This window comes from Pseudomonas sp. LBUM1660, assembly GCF_059695935.1.
In genome coordinates this window covers 3,976,992-3,993,282 of record NZ_CP166795.1, presented here as the reverse complement: position 1 = coordinate 3,993,282, position 16,291 = coordinate 3,976,992, and the positions used below count along the sequence as shown (strand labels likewise).

The window sequence follows — 16,291 nt, the reverse complement described above, 5'->3', positions numbered from 1 at the left end:
TCCTTCGCTCCGGCATTCATCTGGGGGCATCGCCTCCAGTTGGCTTCGCTTCAACCTCCTCTCGATGTGTTCGACTTCGTCGAACGGCGCTGCGCGCCTCCCCCCAGATGAACACCTCCACTCAGCCTCCCGAAGGGGCGGGTGGATCAAGATCAAAAGCTTCAGGCGAGCTAAAGCTCGGCCTGTTGAGTGGTGAGAAGCGGGTGTACACCCATCCCCTGTAGGAGCTGTCGAGTGAAACGAGGCTGCGATCTTTTGATCTTGCTGTGGCTGCGGCTTTAGATCTTGATTCTGCTTTTGATCTTTCGCCCCTTCGGCAGGCCGAGCGTAGGTGTTCATCAGGGGGTTAGTCGCGAAGCGCCGTTCGGCGAAGCCGCACACATCGAGAGGAGGTCGTCGCGAAGCAGACCGTAGGCGATGTCACTGATGGATACCGTAGCGAGGGAACACTGAGCTTTAGCGAAGTGCCGTACGCCGGGGCAAAGCCTTTTGGTACCTTTTTGCTGGGCCGGCACTCCGGCGTTTGAAAAAGGGACTCGCTGTAAGAGCGAAACCATATTCAGCCGTTACGACAGCAACGGATATATACCCAAAATCATAGAGCCCACCAAATCGCAGACAAACAAAAACGCCCGGCATAAACCGGGCGTTTTGTATTGACTTGATTAGCGAGCGCGGTAAGTGATGCGCCCTTTGCTCAAGTCATAGGGCGTCAGCTCGACGCGCACTTTGTCACCGGTAAGAATACGAATGTAGTTCTTGCGCATCTTGCCGGAGATATGCGCGGTTACGACGTGCCCATTTTCCAACTCCACACGAAACATGGTGTTGGGCAGGGTGTCGACGACAGTGCCTTCCATTTCGAAGCTGTCTTCTTTCGACATGCAGTAAAGCCCTCGGTGTCCAATGAATGGCCCGGTGCAACTGCGCCAGGCAAAAGCGGCGTGCATTGTGCCCGAAAAATGGGGTTTAAGCCAAGGGGTTCTAGTTCAGGATGACCCAGCGCTGATTAATCAGCAGTTCGATAGGTCGATATTGCGTCTTGTAGCTCATCTTTTTGCAGTTTTTGATCCAGTAGCCGAGGTAGACCGCTTCCAGTCCAAGGCGCTGGGCCTCGGCGATTTGCCAGAGGATCGCATAGCGACCCAGGCTGCGGCGTTCTTCATCGGGCTCGTAGAAGGTGTAGACCGCCGACAGACCGTTCGGCAGCAAGTCGGTGACGGCCACTGCCAGCAGCCGGTCTTCGAGACGAAATTCGTAGAATCGCGAGAACGGCAGGTCACGCACCAGGAACGTCGAAAACTGGTCGCGACTCGGCGGGTACATGTCGCCATCGGCGTGACGTTGTTCGATGTAGCGCTGATAGAGATCGAAATACTCTTCGCTGAATTTTGGCCGGGCCGGGCTCACGTGCAGGTCGGCGTTGCGTTTGAAGATGCGTTTCTGCTGACGGTTGGGAGCAAATTGCGCCACAGGGATGCGCGCCGGGACGCACGCATTGCAATTCTGGCAATGAGGCCGGTAAAGATGATCGCCGCTGCGACGGAAACCCATTTCAGACAGGTCTGCGTAGACATGCACATCCATGGGCTGACTAGGGTCGAGGAACAGGGTCGTGGCCTGCTCCTCGGGCAGATAGCTGCAAGAGTGGGGCTGAGTGGCATAAAACTTCAAACGCGCCAACTCGGTCATGATCAACCCTCGGGAATAAGCTTTGAATTAAGTGTAAGCCACACGGGCAAAAGTCGCTCAGCAAACCCAGGTGGCGCGGCTGGGTTGATCCAGATGTTGCGCGAGAAAGTTGGCGAAATCGCGCCGGGGAATCGCTCGGGCGCCGAGGCTGTGCAGATGGTCGGTCGGCATCTGGCAGTCGATCAGCACAAAACCGGAGTCTTTCAGATGTCGCACCAGCGTGGCAAAGCCATATTTCGAGGCATTGTCGGCGCGGCTGAACATGGACTCACCGAAAAACAGCTGACCCATCGCCAGGCCATAGAGCCCGCCGACCAGCACGCCATCATCCCAAACCTCCACGGAATGCGCGTAGCCACGCCGATGCAGCTCGAGGTAAGCCGTCTGCATCGCGTCAGTGATCCAGGTGCCGTCGGCATAATCGCGAGGGGCGGCGCAGGCGCTGATCACCGAGGCAAAATCCTGATCAAAGGTCACTTGATAGCGTTGCTGGCGCAACAATTTATTCAGGCTGCGCGAGACATGCAGTTCGTCGGGAAATAATACGGTGCGCGGATCCGGTGACCACCACAGAATTGGCTGACCTTCCGAGAACCATGGAAAGCAGCCGTGGCGATAAGCCTGAATCAGACGATCGGCGGACAGATCGCCGCCCGCGGCCAACAATCCATTGGGGTCGCGCATGGCTTTTTCCAACGGCGGGAACGTCAGGGTGTTGCGTTGTAACCAAGTCAGCATGGCATCCGGGCTTGCAGAAGGGGAGGGCGGTGACGGGCTGGTGGGCCCGCCGTAAAGTGTGCCGTCAAACGGTGGGAATGTCGTCGAGGTATTTCTCGGCGTCCAGTGCGGCCATGCAGCCAGCCCCGGCGGAGGTCACGGCCTGGCGGTAGACGTGATCGGCCACGTCGCCGGCGGCGAACACGCCCGGAATCTCGGTACCCGTGGCATCGCCTTCGCTGCCGCCCCTGACCAGCAGATAGCCATCACGCATTTTCAGCTGGCCCTCGAACAGGTCAGTATTGGGCTTGTGGCCGATGGCGATGAACACGCCTGCCAGCGCCAATTCACGGGTTTCGCCCGTGTGGCTGTCGCGCAGGCGGGCGCCGGTCACGCCACTGGCATCACCCAGCACTTCATCGAGATTCTGGTTCCAGTGCAGGCGGATATTACCGTTGGCGGCTTTTTCGAAGAGTTTGTCCTGGAGAATCTTCTCCGAGCGCAACTTGTCGCGTCGGTGGATCAGGTGGACTTCCTTGGCGATGTTCGACAGGTACAGCGCTTCTTCGACCGCCGTGTTGCCGCCGCCGACCACCGCGACCACTTGATTGCGATAAAAGAATCCATCGCACGTGGCGCAGGCCGAAACCCCTTTGCCGGCAAAGGCTTCTTCCGAGGGCAGCCCCAGGTACTGCGCCGAGGCGCCGGTGGCGATGATCAGTGCGTCGCAGGTGTAAGTGCCGCTGTCACCGATGAGTTCAAAAGGGCGCTGTTGCAACTTGGCCGTGTGGATGTGGTCGTAAACGATCTCAGTGGCAAAGCGCTCGGCGTGCTTTTGCATGCGTTCCATCAGCACCGGGCCGGTGAGGCCTTCAACGTCGCCGGGCCAGTTATCGACTTCGACGGTCGTGGTCAGCTGGCCACCTGCCTGTATGCCGGTAATGACAACGGGTTTGAGGTTGGCGCGGGCGGCATAAACGGCTGCGCTGTATCCGGCAGGGCCGGAACCCAGAATGATCAGGCGGGAATGCTTCGGTTCGCTCATAAAAACACCTCATAAGCCTTTGTCACAAAAGAGAATGCATGCTCAAATTGAAACGCGCGTAACGTGCTTTTGGCTATGCTACACCGAAGGGCTTCAAGCATGGCATCGGGCGAACAAACCCGTACAATGCCGTCTGTAACAGTGGTTGAAACAAAATAAGCTGTGCGTACCGTGTTTATAAAAACCGGGGCGCAATGTTAAAAGTAGTCCCAGTTGCGCGTGTTAACTTTTTTACCTGCCTGGATTGGGCAGTTTTTTATAGTCATTCAACAGATGGACGCGCCCAGGGCGCAGGAAAAGAAGCGTTTTGAAGAAATCCACCGCAGCACCCAAAACAGTCGTCGTTACACTCTGGCGCCAGCACTTGCACTACCGGCTCAAGGAAGGTGCATTGATCGCCATCGGCGGCTTGTGCCTGTTCCTGATGATGGCCTTGTTGACCTATGGCAAGGACGATCCGGGCTGGAGCCATAACAGCAAGATCGACGACGTACAGAACTTCGGCGGGCCGGTCGGCTCCTACAGCGCCGATATCCTGTTCATGGTGCTGGGTTACTTCGCCTACATCTTCCCGCTGTTGTTGGCGATCAAGGCCTATCAGATCTTCCGTCAGCGCCACGAACAGTGGCAGTGGAGTGGCTGGCTGTTCTCCTGGCGCCTGATCGGCCTGGTGTTTCTGGTGCTGTCGGGCGCGGCCCTCGCGCATATCCATTTCCATGCGGCGACCGGTCTGCCAGCCGGCGCTGGCGGCGCGTTGGGCGAAAGCCTTGGCGACCTGGCCAGGAACGCGCTGAACATCCAGGGCAGCACGCTGTTGTTTATCGCGCTGTTTTTGTTCGGACTGACGGTGTTTACCGACTTGTCGTGGTTCAAGGTGATGGACGTTACCGGCAAGATCACCCTCGACCTGTTTGAACTGTTCCAGGGCGCGGCCAATCGCTGGTGGAGCGCCCGTGTCGAGCGCAAACAACTGGTGGCGCAACTGCGTGAAGTCGATGATCGCGTGCATGACGTGGTCGCCCCGACGGTTACGGACAAACGCGAGCAAGCCAAGGTCAAGGAACGTCTGATCGAACGTGAGCAGGCCCTGAGCAAGCACATGTCTGACCGCGAGAAGCAGGTGCCTCCCGTCATCGCGCCCGCACCGCCCAAGCCGGCCGCGCCGAGCAAGCGCGTAGAGAAAGAGAAACAGGCGCCCTTGTTCGTCGACAGCGCCGTCGAAGGCACTTTGCCGCCGATATCGATTCTCGACCCGGCCGAGAAGAAACAACTCAATTATTCTCCAGAATCGCTGGCCGCCGTCGGCCACTTGCTGGAAATCAAGCTCAAGGAATTCGGCGTTGAAGTCTCGGTGGATTCGATCCACCCGGGCCCGGTCATTACCCGTTACGAAATCCAGCCAGCGGCTGGCGTCAAGGTCAGCCGCATCTCCAACCTGGCGAAAGACCTCGCGCGTTCCCTGGCCGTGACCAGTGTACGTGTGGTGGAAGTGATCCCGGGCAAGACCACCGTCGGTATCGAGATTCCCAACGAAGACCGCCAGATCGTGCGTTTCTCCGAAGTGCTGTCGACCCCTGAGTACGACAACTTCAAGTCGCCGGTCACCTTGGCCCTGGGCCACGACATCGGTGGTAAGCCGGTCATCACTGACCTGGCGAAAATGCCGCACTTGCTGGTGGCCGGTACGACCGGTTCCGGTAAGTCGGTGGGTGTGAACGCGATGATTCTGTCGATCCTGTTCAAGTCCGGCCCGGAAGACGCCAAGCTGATCATGATCGACCCGAAAATGCTTGAGCTGTCGATCTACGAAGGCATTCCGCACCTGCTGTGCCCGGTCGTGACCGACATGAAGGATGCGGCCAACGCCCTGCGCTGGAGCGTGGCGGAGATGGAGCGTCGTTACAAACTGATGGCGAAGATGGGTGTACGAAACCTGTCGGGTTTCAACGCCAAGGTCAAGGAAGCCCAGGACGCCGGTACGCCGCTGACCGACCCTTTGTACAAGCGCGAAAGCATTCACGACGAAGCGCCGCTGCTGACCAAGCTGCCGACCATCGTCGTGGTCGTCGACGAATTCGCCGACATGATGATGATCGTCGGCAAAAAGGTAGAAGAACTGATCGCCCGTATCGCGCAGAAGGCCCGTGCGGCCGGTATCCACTTGATCCTCGCGACCCAGCGTCCGTCGGTTGACGTGATCACCGGTCTGATCAAGGCCAACATCCCGACGCGCATGGCGTTCCAGGTGTCGAGCAAGATCGACTCCCGGACCATCATCGACCAGGGCGGTGCCGAACAACTGCTGGGCCACGGTGACATGCTTTACATGCCGCCGGGCACGAGCCTGCCGATCCGTGTCCACGGTGCATTCGTGTCCGATGACGAGGTTCACCGGGTGGTTGAAGCCTGGAAGCTGCGCGGTGCACCGGAATACAACGACGAGATCCTGGCCGGTGTTGAAGAGGCCGGTAGCGGTTTCGACGGCGGCAGTGGCGGCGGCGACGAAGACAGCGAATCCGATGCGCTTTACGACGAAGCGGTGCAGTTCGTACTGGAAAGCCGTCGTGCGTCCATCTCTGCGGTCCAGCGAAAGCTGAAAATCGGCTACAACCGCGCCGCACGCATGATCGAAGCCATGGAAATGGCCGGGGTCGTGACGTCCATGAATACCAACGGTTCGCGTGAAGTCCTGGCGCCTGGCCCGGTACGCGACTGATTTGATTTGAAAGGGCGTCGCGACATGCGCCGCCCGAACTCCCACGAATGTTATGAGGACTCCCATGCGTCTTATCCGCATGCTGTTGCTGCCGGTACTGGCTTTGACCACGCTCTCGGCCCACGCCGATGACAAGGACGTGGCGCGTCTGACCCAATTGCTGGAAACATCCAAGACGCTGACCGCGCGTTTCTCGCAACTGACCCTTGATGGCAGTGGCACCCAGTTGCAGGAAACCACCGGGCAAATGTCCCTGCAGCGTCCTGGCCTGTTCTACTGGCATACCGACGCACCGCAAGAGCAATTGATGGTTTCCGATGGCAAGAAAGTATCCCTGTGGGACCCGGACCTGGAGCAGGTCACCATCAAGACCCTTGACCAGCGCCTGACCCAGACCCCGGCGCTGCTGCTGTCCGGCGACGTGTCCAAGATCAGCCAGAGCTTCGACATCAGCGCCAAGGAAGCCGGAGGCGTGATCGACTTCACCTTGAAGCCGAAAACCAAGGACACCCTGTTCGACAGCCTGCGTCTGTCGTTCCGCAATGGCCTGGTCAATGACATGCAACTGATCGACAGCGTCGGTCAGCGCACCAACATCCTGTTCACCGGTGTGAAGGCCAACGAGCCGATCCCGGCATCCAAGTTCAAGTTTGATATCCCCAAGGGTGCGGACGTGATCCAGGAGTAAGACTAAAACCCGTGGGAACGGGCTTGTGTGGCGAGGGAGCTTGCTCCCGCTGGGGCGCGAAGCGCCCCCCCCAAATGGGACTGCTGAGCAGTCCAGCGGGAGCAAGCTCCCTCGCCACAGGATTTCGCCAGACTTGAGAGCTACGTAATAAAGCGAGGTTTCAACCGCACGTGATGGACCTGTTTCGCAGTGCCCCGATCGCTCAACCTTTGGCTGCACGTCTGCGTGCGGCCAATCTGGACGAGTACGTCGGTCAGGAACACCTGCTCGCTCGCGGCAAGCCTTTGCGCGAAGCCCTGGAGCAGGGTGCCCTGCACTCGATGATTTTCTGGGGCCCGCCGGGCGTGGGCAAAACCACCCTGGCGCGGTTGCTCGCGGAAGTCTCGGATGCGCACTTCGAAACGGTCTCGGCAGTACTGGCTGGCGTGAAGGAAATCCGTCAGGCGGTGGAAATCGCCAAGCAGCAGGCCGGCCAGTACGGCAAGCGCACCATCCTGTTCGTCGATGAAGTGCATCGCTTCAACAAGTCGCAGCAGGATGCATTCCTGCCATACGTTGAAGACGGCACGCTGATTTTCATCGGCGCGACCACGGAAAACCCTTCTTTCGAACTCAACAACGCGTTGCTCTCCCGGGCGCGCGTTTACGTGCTCAAAAGCCTCGACGAAGCGGCCCTGCGCAAACTGGTGCACCGTGCGCTGACCGAAGAGCGAGGCCTGGGCAAGCGGCAGCTGACCCTCAGCGATGAAGGCTTCCAGATGCTGTTATCGGCTGCCGATGGCGATGGCAGACGTCTGCTGAACCTGCTGGAAAACGCCTCGGACCTGGCAGAAGACAACAGCGAGATCGGCGTCGATCTGCTGCAAAGTCTGCTTGGGGATACCCGCCGGCGTTTCGACAAGGGCGGCGAAGCGTTCTACGACCAGATTTCCGCGCTGCATAAATCAGTGCGCGGCTCCAATCCCGACGGCGCGTTGTACTGGTTCGCTCGGATGATCGACGGCGGTTGCGATCCGCTGTACCTGGCCCGACGCGTGGTGCGCATGGCCAGCGAAGACATCGGTAACGCGGACCCGCGCGCCCTGAGCCTGTGCCTGGCAGCGTGGGAAGTGCAGGAGCGCCTCGGCAGCCCTGAAGGCGAGTTGGCGGTGGCCCAGGCCATCACCTATCTGGCTTGCGCGCCGAAAAGCAACGCGGTCTACATGGGCTTCAAAGCCGCCATGCGCAGCGCCACCGAGCACGGTTCGCTGGAAGTGCCGCTGCACCTGCGCAACGCACCGACCAAGCTGATGAAGCAATTGGGTTATGGCGATGAATACCGTTACGCCCACGATGAGCCGGACGCCTATGCCGCCGGCGAAGACTATTTTCCGGAAGAACTCGAGCCGCAACCGTTCTATCAGCCCGTGCCTCGCGGCCTGGAACTGAAGATCGGCGAGAAGCTCAATCACCTCGCACAACTTGACCGTCTAAGCCCCCGGCAGCGGAGAAAATAAGTGATTCCTTTGGTTATTGCGGTTTCCGTTGGCGGTATCGCCGGGACACTGTTGCGCTTTGCCACCGGTAATTGGGTCAACGCTAATTGGCCGCGGCACTTCTATACCGCGACGCTGGCCGTTAATATCGTCGGCTGTTTGCTGATCGGCGTTCTATACGGTCTGTTTTTGATACGCCCGGAGGTGCCGATCGAGGTGCGCGCCGGGTTGATGGTCGGCTTCCTCGGGGGGCTGACGACTTTTTCATCCTTTTCACTGGATACGGTGCGCCTGCTCGAAACCGGGCAAATGCCGCTGGCCCTGGGCTATGCTGCCATCAGCGTATTCGGCGGGCTGCTCGCGACCTGGGCTGGCCTGTCCTTGACCAAACTTTGATAACGAGAGACCGACATGCTCGATTCCAAACTGTTACGTAGCAACCTTCAGGACGTAGCGGACCGCCTGGCATCCCGTGGCTACACGCTGGATGTTGCGCGCATCGAAGCGCTGGAAGAACAGCGCAAGACCGTCCAGACCCGCACCGAAGCACTGCAGGCTGAACGTAATGCGCGCTCCAAATCCATCGGCCAGGCCAAGCAGCGCGGCGAAGACATCGCGCCGCTGATGGCTGACGTCGAGCGCATGGCGAACGAATTGAGTGCCGGCAAAGTCGAGCTGGACGTGATCCAGACCGACCTGGATTCGATCCTGCTCGGCATCCCGAACCTGCCACACGAATCCGTACCGATCGGCGCCGATGAAGACGGCAACGTCGAAGTGCGTCGCTGGGGCACCCCGACAGCCTTCGATTTCCCGGTTCAGGACCACGTGGCTCTGGGCGAGAAGTTCGGCTGGCTGGACTTCGAAACCGCCGCCAAGCTGTCCGGCGCCCGTTTCGCCCTGTTGCGCGGCCCGATCGCTCGCATGCACCGCGCCCTGGCGCAGTTCATGATCAACCTGCACACCAGCGAACACGGGTACGAAGAGGCTTACACGCCGTATCTGGTCCAGGCGCCGGCCTTGCAAGGCACTGGCCAGTTGCCGAAGTTCGAAGAAGACCTGTTCAAGATCAGCCGCGAAGGCGAAGCCGATCTGTACCTGATTCCGACCGCTGAAGTGTCGCTGACCAATATCGTCTCTGGCGAAATCGTCGATTCGAAACTGCTGCCGATCAAATTCGTCGCCCACACCCCGTGCTTCCGCAGCGAAGCCGGCGCGTCGGGTCGCGATACCCGCGGGATGATCCGTCAGCACCAGTTCGACAAAGTCGAGATGGTCCAGATCGTTGAGCCGTCGACGTCGATGGACGCGCTGGAAGGCCTGACCGCCAACGCCGAGAAAGTCCTGCAACTGCTGGAACTGCCTTATCGCACGATCGCACTGTGCACCGGCGACATGGGTTTCAGTGCGGTCAAGACTTACGACCTGGAAGTGTGGATCCCGAGCCAGGACAAGTACCGCGAGATTTCGTCGTGCTCCAACTGCGGCGACTTCCAGGCCCGTCGTATGCAAGCGCGTTTCCGCAACCCGGAAACCGGCAAGCCTGAACTGGTTCATACCCTGAATGGTTCGGGTCTGGCGGTCGGTCGTACCCTGGTGGCAGTGCTGGAAAACTACCAGCAAGCCGACGGTTCGATCCGTGTGCCTGAAGTGCTGAAACCGTACATGGGTGGCCTCGAGGTCATTGGCTAAATGGATTATCTGCCGCTGTTCCATAACCTTCGCGGCAGTCGTGTGTTGGTCGTTGGTGGGGGGGAGATTGCCTTGCGCAAATCCCGCCTGCTGGTAGAAGCCGGTGCGCTGCTGCGGGTGGTCGCACCTGAAATCGAACCGCAACTGCGCGAACTGGTTGTCGGCAGCGGTGGCGAGTGCCTGTTACGGGGTTACGTCGAGACGGACCTGGACGGTTGCGGGCTGATCATTGCCGCTACCGACGACGAACCGCTGAACGCGCAAGTCTCCGCCGATGCCCATCAGCGTTGCGTGCCGGTCAATGTGGTGGATGCGCCAGCCTTGTGCAGCGTGATCTTCCCGGCGATCGTCGACCGGTCTCCCTTGATTATTGCGGTGTCCAGCGGCGGCGATGCGCCGGTGCTGGCGCGGCTGATCCGCGCCAAACTGGAAACCTGGATTCCTTCCACCTACGGTCAACTGGCCGGTCTGGCGGCGCGTTTTCGCAGCCAGGTCAAACGCCTGCTCCCCGATGTGCAGCAGCGTCGGGCATTCTGGGAAGATGTGTTTCAGGGCCCGATTGCCGACCGGCAACTGGCCGGGCAGGGCGCTGAAGCCGAACGCCTGATGCTGGCGAAGATCAATGGCGAAGTGCCGGTCGCCACCGGTGAAGTGTATTTGGTGGGAGCGGGTCCCGGTGATCCCGACTTGCTGACCTTCCGTGCCTTGCGCCTGATGCAGCAAGCCGATGTGGTGCTCTACGACCGCCTGGTCGCCCCGGCGATTCTCGATTTGTGCCGTCGCGATGCCGAGCGGGTCTACGTTGGCAAGCGTCGCGCCGATCACGCCGTGCCGCAGGACCAGATCAATCAGCAATTGGTGGACCTGGCCAAGCAAGGCAAGCGAGTGGTGCGATTGAAGGGCGGTGATCCGTTCATCTTCGGTCGTGGCGGTGAAGAGATCGAAGAACTGGCGGCCCATGGCATCCCGTTCCAGGTCGTACCGGGTATCACGGCCGCCAGCGGTTGCGCGGCGTATGCCGGGATTCCGCTGACCCATCGTGATTACGCGCAGTCAGTGCGATTTGTCACCGGGCACTTGAAGGATGGTTCCACCGACTTGCCGTGGGCCGACCTGGTCGCGCCAGCACAAACCCTGGTGTTTTACATGGGGCTGGTGGGCTTGCCGATCATCTGCGAGCAGTTGATCAAGCACGGTCGCGGGTCGGACACCCCGGCGGCGCTGATTCAGCAGGGCACCACCGTCAATCAGCGGGTATTTACCGGCACGCTGGCTGATCTTCCTCGACTGGTGGCGGAGCATGAAGTGCATGCGCCGACGCTGGTGATCGTTGGGGAAGTGGTGCAATTGCGCGAGAAACTGGCGTGGTTTGAAGGGGCTCAGGCGCAAGTCTAATCAGACCGAGTCGGTCCCATCACTAGCAGGCTAGCTCCCACAGGGGATTTGAGAACGACACAAATCCAGTGTGGGAGCTAGCCTGCTAGCGATTTGGGGCCTCAAAAACGGCACAAACCTCAGGCCCTGCGCCAAACCCCTTTCCCGTTCAACCGCGCCCGATCATGCGGCGCAGTGAAATCCTGCACCGGCCCTTTCGGCACAATCCCCGTAGGGTTGATGGTCTTGTGGCTGCCGTAGTAGTGATGCTTGATGTGCTCAAAATCCACCGTCTCGGCAATGCCCGGCCACTGATACATCTCCCGCAGCCAGTTCGACAGATTCGGATAATCGGCGATCCGACGCAGGTTGCACTTGAAGTGGCCGTGATACACCGCATCAAAGCGAATCAGCGTGGTGAACAGCCGAATATCCGCTTCGGTCAGGTACTCGCCGGCCAGGTAACGATTGGCGCCCAGCAGCTGCTCCAATCGATCCAGTTCGGCAAACACATCATCAAACGATTCTTCATAAGCCTGCTGTGACGTGGCAAACCCGGCGCGATAAACGCCGTTGTTCACTGCCGGATAAATCCGCTCATTCAACGCATCGATCTCGCCGCGCAGGGGCGTCGGGTAGAAATCCAGGTCATTGCCGGTCAGGTCATCGAAGGCGCCGTTGAACATGCGGATGATCTCCGCCGATTCATTGTTGACGATGCGGTTTTGCTGTTTGTCCCAGAGCACCGGCACGGTGACACGACCGGTGTAATCGGCGGTATCGGCGGTGTAGCGCTGGTGCATGAAATTGAAATGATCGAGTTTGTCGCCAGTCGAACCCAGGTTCTGGTCGAAGGTCCAGCCGTTTTCCAGCATCAACCAACTGACCACCGAGACGTCGATCAGCCTTTCAAGGCCTTTGAGTTTGCGCAGGATCAGCGTGCGATGGGCCCACGGGCAGGCGAGGGACACGTAAAGGTGATAGCGGCCAGCCTCGGCTGCAAACCCACCGACGCCTGTCGGACCGGGCTTGCCGTCGGCGGTCAGCCAGTTGCGACGTTGCGCCTGTTCGCGCTGGAACGCGCCGTCCTTGCTGCTTTCGTACCACTGGTCATGCCAGCGACCTTCAACTAACAAACCCATGTTCAAGACTCCTCAACCAATAAGCGTTGGAGAGGAGTCTATTCGCATAGGTTCGATAAAATAGCGCAAAGGTTCGGGGGTTATGATCGGTTAAATCGATCTGTCCCGAGCGTCCCAATACTGCTGCGCCGTTTCGACGGCGTGTTCGCGGGTCTGACCGAGGCCGCGCAATGCGAGGGCCATGGTCGAGATCAAGGCCATTTGCGGGTAGCTGTCGACCACATCACCGCGCCAGACGGCCTTCAAATGTTCAGGATCGAGCGAGGCGGGTTTGACGTGGCGTTGGCTCGACCACTGCGGCCATTCCTCGTCCCAGCTTTCGCCGCCGGTGGTGCCGTACAGGTGGCTGTCGGCGTCCGGGTTGATCTCGATTTCGCCACCGTCGCCCTTGACCACAATCGCGGTGTCGCCGAGCAAGCCGCTGGCATCGCGATGCACTGCCTGATAGCCGGGGTGGAAAATGCTTTGCAGGCCGCAGCGAGCCCCCAAAGGGTTGAGGATACGGGTGAGGGAGTGAATCGGTGAGCGCAGGCCCAAAGTGTTGCGCAGGTCGATCATGCGCTGCAGCTGCGGTGCCCAATCCACCAGCGGCATGAACGCCAGGCCACCGTTATCGAGAGCCGAGCCGACCTGTTGCCAATCACGGCACAGTGGGATGTTCAGCGCGTCCAGCAATTGCTCGCTGTAGAGCCGGCCAGCGGTGTGGGCGCCGCCGCCGTGCATGAAGATGCGTACACCGTTTTGCGCCAGGCATTTGGCCGCCAGCAGGTACCACGGCAGGTGACGCTTCTTGCCGGCATACGTCGGCCAGTCCAGGTCCACCGCCAGCGCTGGCGGGTTCAACCGTTCACGCAGGGCTTCAGTGAAACCGGCCATTTCCTCAGCGCTTTCTTCCTTGTGCCGCAACAGCATCAGGAACGCGCCGAGCTGTGTGTCCTCGACCTTGTCGTCGAGCACCATGCCCATGGCGACCCGCGCTTCGATCCGGGTCAGGTCACGGGCGCCGCGCTTACCCTTGCCGAGGATCCGCACGAACTGGGCGAACGGGTGTTCGGCGGGGGTTTCGAGGGTCAGCGCTGGAAAGTCGGTCATAAGCAATTCGTCGGTTTGGGCAGACCCGCCAGTTTCGCGGCGAGTTTGGCAGGGGTGCCTTTGAACAGTCGGTTCAGGTGCAGGCTGTTGCCTTTTTCCGGGCCGAGCTTCAACGCGGTGTATTTGATCAGCGGACGGGTGGCCGGGGACAGCTGGAATTCGGTGTAGAAGCTGCGCAGCAATTCGAGGATTTCCCAGTGCTCCGGGCTCAACTCGATGTCTTCGGCGGCGGCGAGGGCGGCGGCCACCTCATTGGACCAGTCGCTCAGTTCGACCAGGAAACCGTCCTTGTCCAACTCGATGGCGCGTGCGCCGACCGTCATGGAATTCATAGCCAACTGTTCACCTTGTCGTAGTGAATCGACAGCTCGACGAAGGCGGGGTAATCAATGGCCTTGGCCGCGTCAGGAACCGCCAGCGCGCGAGCCTGGGCGTCTTCGGCCAGTACGAACAGTTTCAACGGGCGAGCGTTCAACGCGTTGAACGGCGCGGTGCCGGGCTGCAACGCATACACCGCGTCGCCGGTCAGCAACAACGCATCGTTCGTGCCGATGACGCGCAGGCAACTGGTCAGGCGGTCATCGCCGAACGGGGAATGAGACAACACATGCAAAGTCGACATCAGAGGGTAATCACCTGGTCGTAACGGTCAATGAGTGCAGTGATTTCCTGGGCGGCCAGCACCTGGGCTTCTTCAAGCGAGCGACCGTTGAGGTCCAGGCCCCGTTCGGCAGCGCTTTCGCCACAGACAAACAGGTCTTCCACACCGAACATCGGCAACGCTTGCAGGTTGGCGCTCAGGTCTTTCTGTTGAAGCGCCTTGGCGTCCTGTTTCGCGGCCAGTTGGAACACCCCGTCATCGAGAAACAGCAGGCCGATCGGCAGGTCGAACGCGCCGCCGGCCAGCACGATGTCCAGCGCTTCCCGAGCGCTCGGCCCGGACCAAGGGGCCTGGCGGCTGATGATCAACAAGGATTTAGCCATCTCACGCGCCTCCGAAACAGATCAGACGGCCAGCGTCTTGCACCGCGTCATGCAATTGGCCGAGGCCGGACAATTCCCACGGCGCGCCCACTGCAACGGCGTCACGCTGATAGCGCCCGGCTTCCTCTTCGTTCAACACGCCACGGCGCAGGGCGGCAGCGATGCACACGACGCCGTCCAGTTGATGCTCGGTGACAAAAGCACGCCATTGCTTGGGCAGGTCCTGCTCATCCTGGGGCGTGACCACGCTGCCGGAGGCGTTGTAGACCCCGTCCTGATAGAAAAACAGCCGGACAATCTCATGACCGCCGGCCAGCGCTGCCTGGGCAAACAGCAAGGCACGGCGCGAGGAGGGCGCATGGGCGGCGGAAAACAACGCGATGGCGAACTTCATGACGGACTCGATCAGCAAAACTGTGGCCATGATAAAGCTTTATCGGCGAGGCGGCGAAGGGGGTTTACTCGTAGACCGAGTCGCGGCCATCGCGAGCAGGCTCGCTCCTACAAGGGATTTGTGTCGTACACAGCATTGAAATCCACCGCAGATCTCCTGTGGGAGCGAGCCTGCTCGCGATGGCTGACTCGCAGGCACCGCTCAACGCGGCATATACCCCAACTGCCACCGCCGCGGAATCTTCAGCGACAGCAACCCGATCGCCCCCGCCAGCAACCCGCTGACAAACAACGCCTTGAGCCCCAGATGATGTTCCAGCACCGCGCCCAGCACGGCACCGGCAAACATTCCCGTCCAGGGAATCAACTGAACCCGCCAGCCATTACGCCGCTCACCGAGCATCCAGCGCCCCAGCCCGCGCCCAAAGCGCGACAGGGCGCCGGTGACATAAGTGAGGCCGACCGGCAGACCGTTCACTTCTTCCACTGCCGCGTTGAGCATGCCCATGGCGATGATGGCCGCCAGCAGCGCCGGCAATTGTTCGTCATAAGTCCAGGCCGCGGCGCCGCAGAGCAGCATCGCGATGCACAGCAGCAAGGGCAGCGCCCGGCGGCCACCGAGGCGGCTGACGACAATGCCCAAGGCGTTGCCGACGATGAACGTGGCGACGAGGATCGACAGACGCAGCGTCAGCCCGAAATCACCATCACTGATCGCAACAGCGAGGCGGGTGGTGTTGCCGCTCATGAAGGAGACAAAGTCGCCGCTGGCCATGAAGCCGATGGCGTCAGTCATGCCGGCGAGCACCGAGAGGGCGGCCACCAGCACCATGCCAATGCGTCCGCGCCATTTTTGAATATGCAGATGGCCAGGGCTGGCGCGCGAAGTCGAGAGGGATGGCAACATCGGTGGTAGTCGTCCTCAGGCAGCGACCGTCAGGGTCACTTGGTCAATCCATATAACTCGCAATACTCCAGCCAGTCCATACCGGCCATCTCGGCCACTTCCTTATGCACTTCCAGACGCTGAGTCTCGTAGTCTTCAGGCGTCTCGGCGGTCAATTGCAATGTCAGCTCCCAGGCAAACAGCCCCAGGCGCTCGGCTTCGGCTTCGAAGGCCTCGTGCAAGCGCTCGTCGCGATATTGCGCCGCGGTCTCGCCCTTGGCCTGAGCCAGCAGCGGGTTGAGGTTGTCGAGCTCATTGCGCAGCTCAGGGCGCTCATCGAGAAACTTCTTCAGCGCTTGCTCGTGTTGCTGTTCGGTTGCCGCCATGGTCGCTCC

18 protein-coding genes are annotated in these 16,291 nt (G+C 60.3%); 6 read left to right on the top strand and 12 right to left on the bottom strand.

Translation table 11 applies throughout. The annotated features are described in order from the left end of the window. Positions 1 to 665: 665 nt before the first annotated feature. The 4 genes from infA to trxB form a co-directional block, all read right to left on the bottom strand. Entirely contained in the window at positions 666 to 884 is a 219-nt protein-coding gene (gene infA / locus ACA068_RS18740) for a translation initiation factor IF-1 (RefSeq protein ID WP_002553999.1), read from the bottom strand. Between the two features lie 100 nt (positions 885 to 984). Beyond that, entirely contained in the window at positions 985 to 1,692 is a 708-nt protein-coding gene (locus ACA068_RS18735) for an arginyltransferase (RefSeq protein ID WP_497303878.1), read from the bottom strand. Positions 1,693 to 1,749: 57 nt separating this feature from the next. After that, positions 1,750 to 2,430 carry a leucyl/phenylalanyl-tRNA--protein transferase gene (gene aat / locus ACA068_RS18730; protein ID WP_010458902.1) on the bottom strand — a complete coding sequence of 227 codons (681 nt, stop codon included), beginning with the start codon at positions 2,428 to 2,430 and terminating at the stop codon, positions 1,750 to 1,752. A gap of 64 nt (positions 2,431 to 2,494) precedes the next feature. Further along, on the bottom strand, positions 2,495 to 3,454 hold the full coding sequence (gene trxB / locus ACA068_RS18725) for a thioredoxin-disulfide reductase (RefSeq protein ID WP_497303876.1): 960 nt from the start codon (positions 3,452 to 3,454) through the stop codon (positions 2,495 to 2,497). A 307-nt stretch (positions 3,455 to 3,761) separates the two neighbouring features. Here trxB and ACA068_RS18720 point away from each other — a divergent pair, with 307 nt between their 5' ends. The 6 genes from ACA068_RS18720 (at position 3,762) to cysG (ending at position 11,420) form a co-directional block, all read left to right on the top strand. After that, positions 3,762 to 6,170, top strand: coding sequence for a DNA translocase FtsK (locus tag ACA068_RS18720; protein WP_497303875.1), 2,409 nt, complete (start codon positions 3,762 to 3,764; stop codon positions 6,168 to 6,170). A 64-nt stretch (positions 6,171 to 6,234) separates the two neighbouring features. Beyond that, positions 6,235 to 6,858: an outer membrane lipoprotein periplasmic chaperone LolA gene (gene lolA / locus ACA068_RS18715; RefSeq protein ID WP_497303874.1), complete on the top strand. Its 624-nt coding sequence runs from the start codon at positions 6,235 to 6,237 to the stop codon at positions 6,856 to 6,858. 173 nt (positions 6,859 to 7,031) lie between these two features. Beyond that, the gene (locus tag ACA068_RS18710) at positions 7,032 to 8,354 is read left to right on the top strand and encodes a replication-associated recombination protein A (protein WP_027925133.1); all 1,323 of its coding nucleotides are present in this window, start codon (positions 7,032 to 7,034) and stop codon (positions 8,352 to 8,354) included. Then, positions 8,355 to 8,729, top strand: a complete 375-nt coding sequence (gene crcB / locus ACA068_RS18705) for a fluoride efflux transporter CrcB (protein ID WP_403104281.1) — start codon at positions 8,355 to 8,357, stop codon at positions 8,727 to 8,729. Positions 8,730 to 8,744: 15 nt separating this feature from the next. After that, positions 8,745 to 10,025 (top strand): serine--tRNA ligase, encoded by a 1,281-nt coding sequence (serS, locus tag ACA068_RS18700; RefSeq protein ID WP_497303873.1) that lies wholly within the window; start codon positions 8,745 to 8,747, stop codon positions 10,023 to 10,025. Beyond that, positions 10,026 to 11,420, top strand: coding sequence for a siroheme synthase CysG (gene cysG / locus ACA068_RS18695; RefSeq protein ID WP_497303872.1), 1,395 nt, complete (start codon positions 10,026 to 10,028; stop codon positions 11,418 to 11,420). A gap of 119 nt (positions 11,421 to 11,539) precedes the next feature. Here cysG and ACA068_RS18690 read toward each other — a convergent pair whose 3' ends face one another. The 8 genes from ACA068_RS18690 to ACA068_RS18655 all read right to left on the bottom strand — a co-directional run bounded on the left by ACA068_RS18690 (position 11,540) and on the right by ACA068_RS18655 (position 16,282). Continuing rightward, on the bottom strand, positions 11,540 to 12,541 hold the full coding sequence (locus tag ACA068_RS18690; RefSeq protein ID WP_497303871.1) for a glutathione S-transferase family protein: 1,002 nt from the start codon (positions 12,539 to 12,541) through the stop codon (positions 11,540 to 11,542). A 90-nt stretch (positions 12,542 to 12,631) separates the two neighbouring features. Continuing rightward, entirely contained in the window at positions 12,632 to 13,633 is a 1,002-nt protein-coding gene (locus tag ACA068_RS18685; protein ID WP_497303870.1) for a glycosyl transferase family protein, read from the bottom strand. Then, the gene (locus ACA068_RS18680) at positions 13,630 to 13,965 is read right to left on the bottom strand and encodes a TusE/DsrC/DsvC family sulfur relay protein (RefSeq protein WP_497303869.1); all 336 of its coding nucleotides are present in this window, start codon (positions 13,963 to 13,965) and stop codon (positions 13,630 to 13,632) included. The genes ACA068_RS18685 and ACA068_RS18680 overlap by 4 nt, the downstream gene beginning before the upstream one ends. Beyond that, on the bottom strand, positions 13,962 to 14,255 hold the full coding sequence (gene tusB, locus ACA068_RS18675; RefSeq protein WP_077748748.1) for a sulfurtransferase complex subunit TusB: 294 nt from the start codon (positions 14,253 to 14,255) through the stop codon (positions 13,962 to 13,964). Before tusB ends, ACA068_RS18680 begins: the two co-directional genes overlap by 4 nt. Next, the gene (gene tusC / locus ACA068_RS18670) at positions 14,255 to 14,617 is read right to left on the bottom strand and encodes a sulfurtransferase complex subunit TusC (protein WP_497303868.1); all 363 of its coding nucleotides are present in this window, start codon (positions 14,615 to 14,617) and stop codon (positions 14,255 to 14,257) included. The genes tusB and tusC overlap by 1 nt, the downstream gene beginning before the upstream one ends. A gap of 1 nt (position 14,618) precedes the next feature. Then, entirely contained in the window at positions 14,619 to 15,011 is a 393-nt protein-coding gene (tusD, locus tag ACA068_RS18665) for a sulfurtransferase complex subunit TusD (protein ID WP_497303867.1), read from the bottom strand. Positions 15,012 to 15,212: 201 nt separating this feature from the next. Further along, positions 15,213 to 15,917 (bottom strand): YoaK family protein, encoded by a 705-nt coding sequence (locus tag ACA068_RS18660; RefSeq protein ID WP_497303866.1) that lies wholly within the window; start codon positions 15,915 to 15,917, stop codon positions 15,213 to 15,215. A 35-nt stretch (positions 15,918 to 15,952) separates the two neighbouring features. Continuing rightward, positions 15,953 to 16,282 (bottom strand): DUF6388 family protein, encoded by a 330-nt coding sequence (locus tag ACA068_RS18655; RefSeq protein ID WP_497303864.1) that lies wholly within the window; start codon positions 16,280 to 16,282, stop codon positions 15,953 to 15,955. Positions 16,283 to 16,291 lie beyond the last annotated feature (9 nt).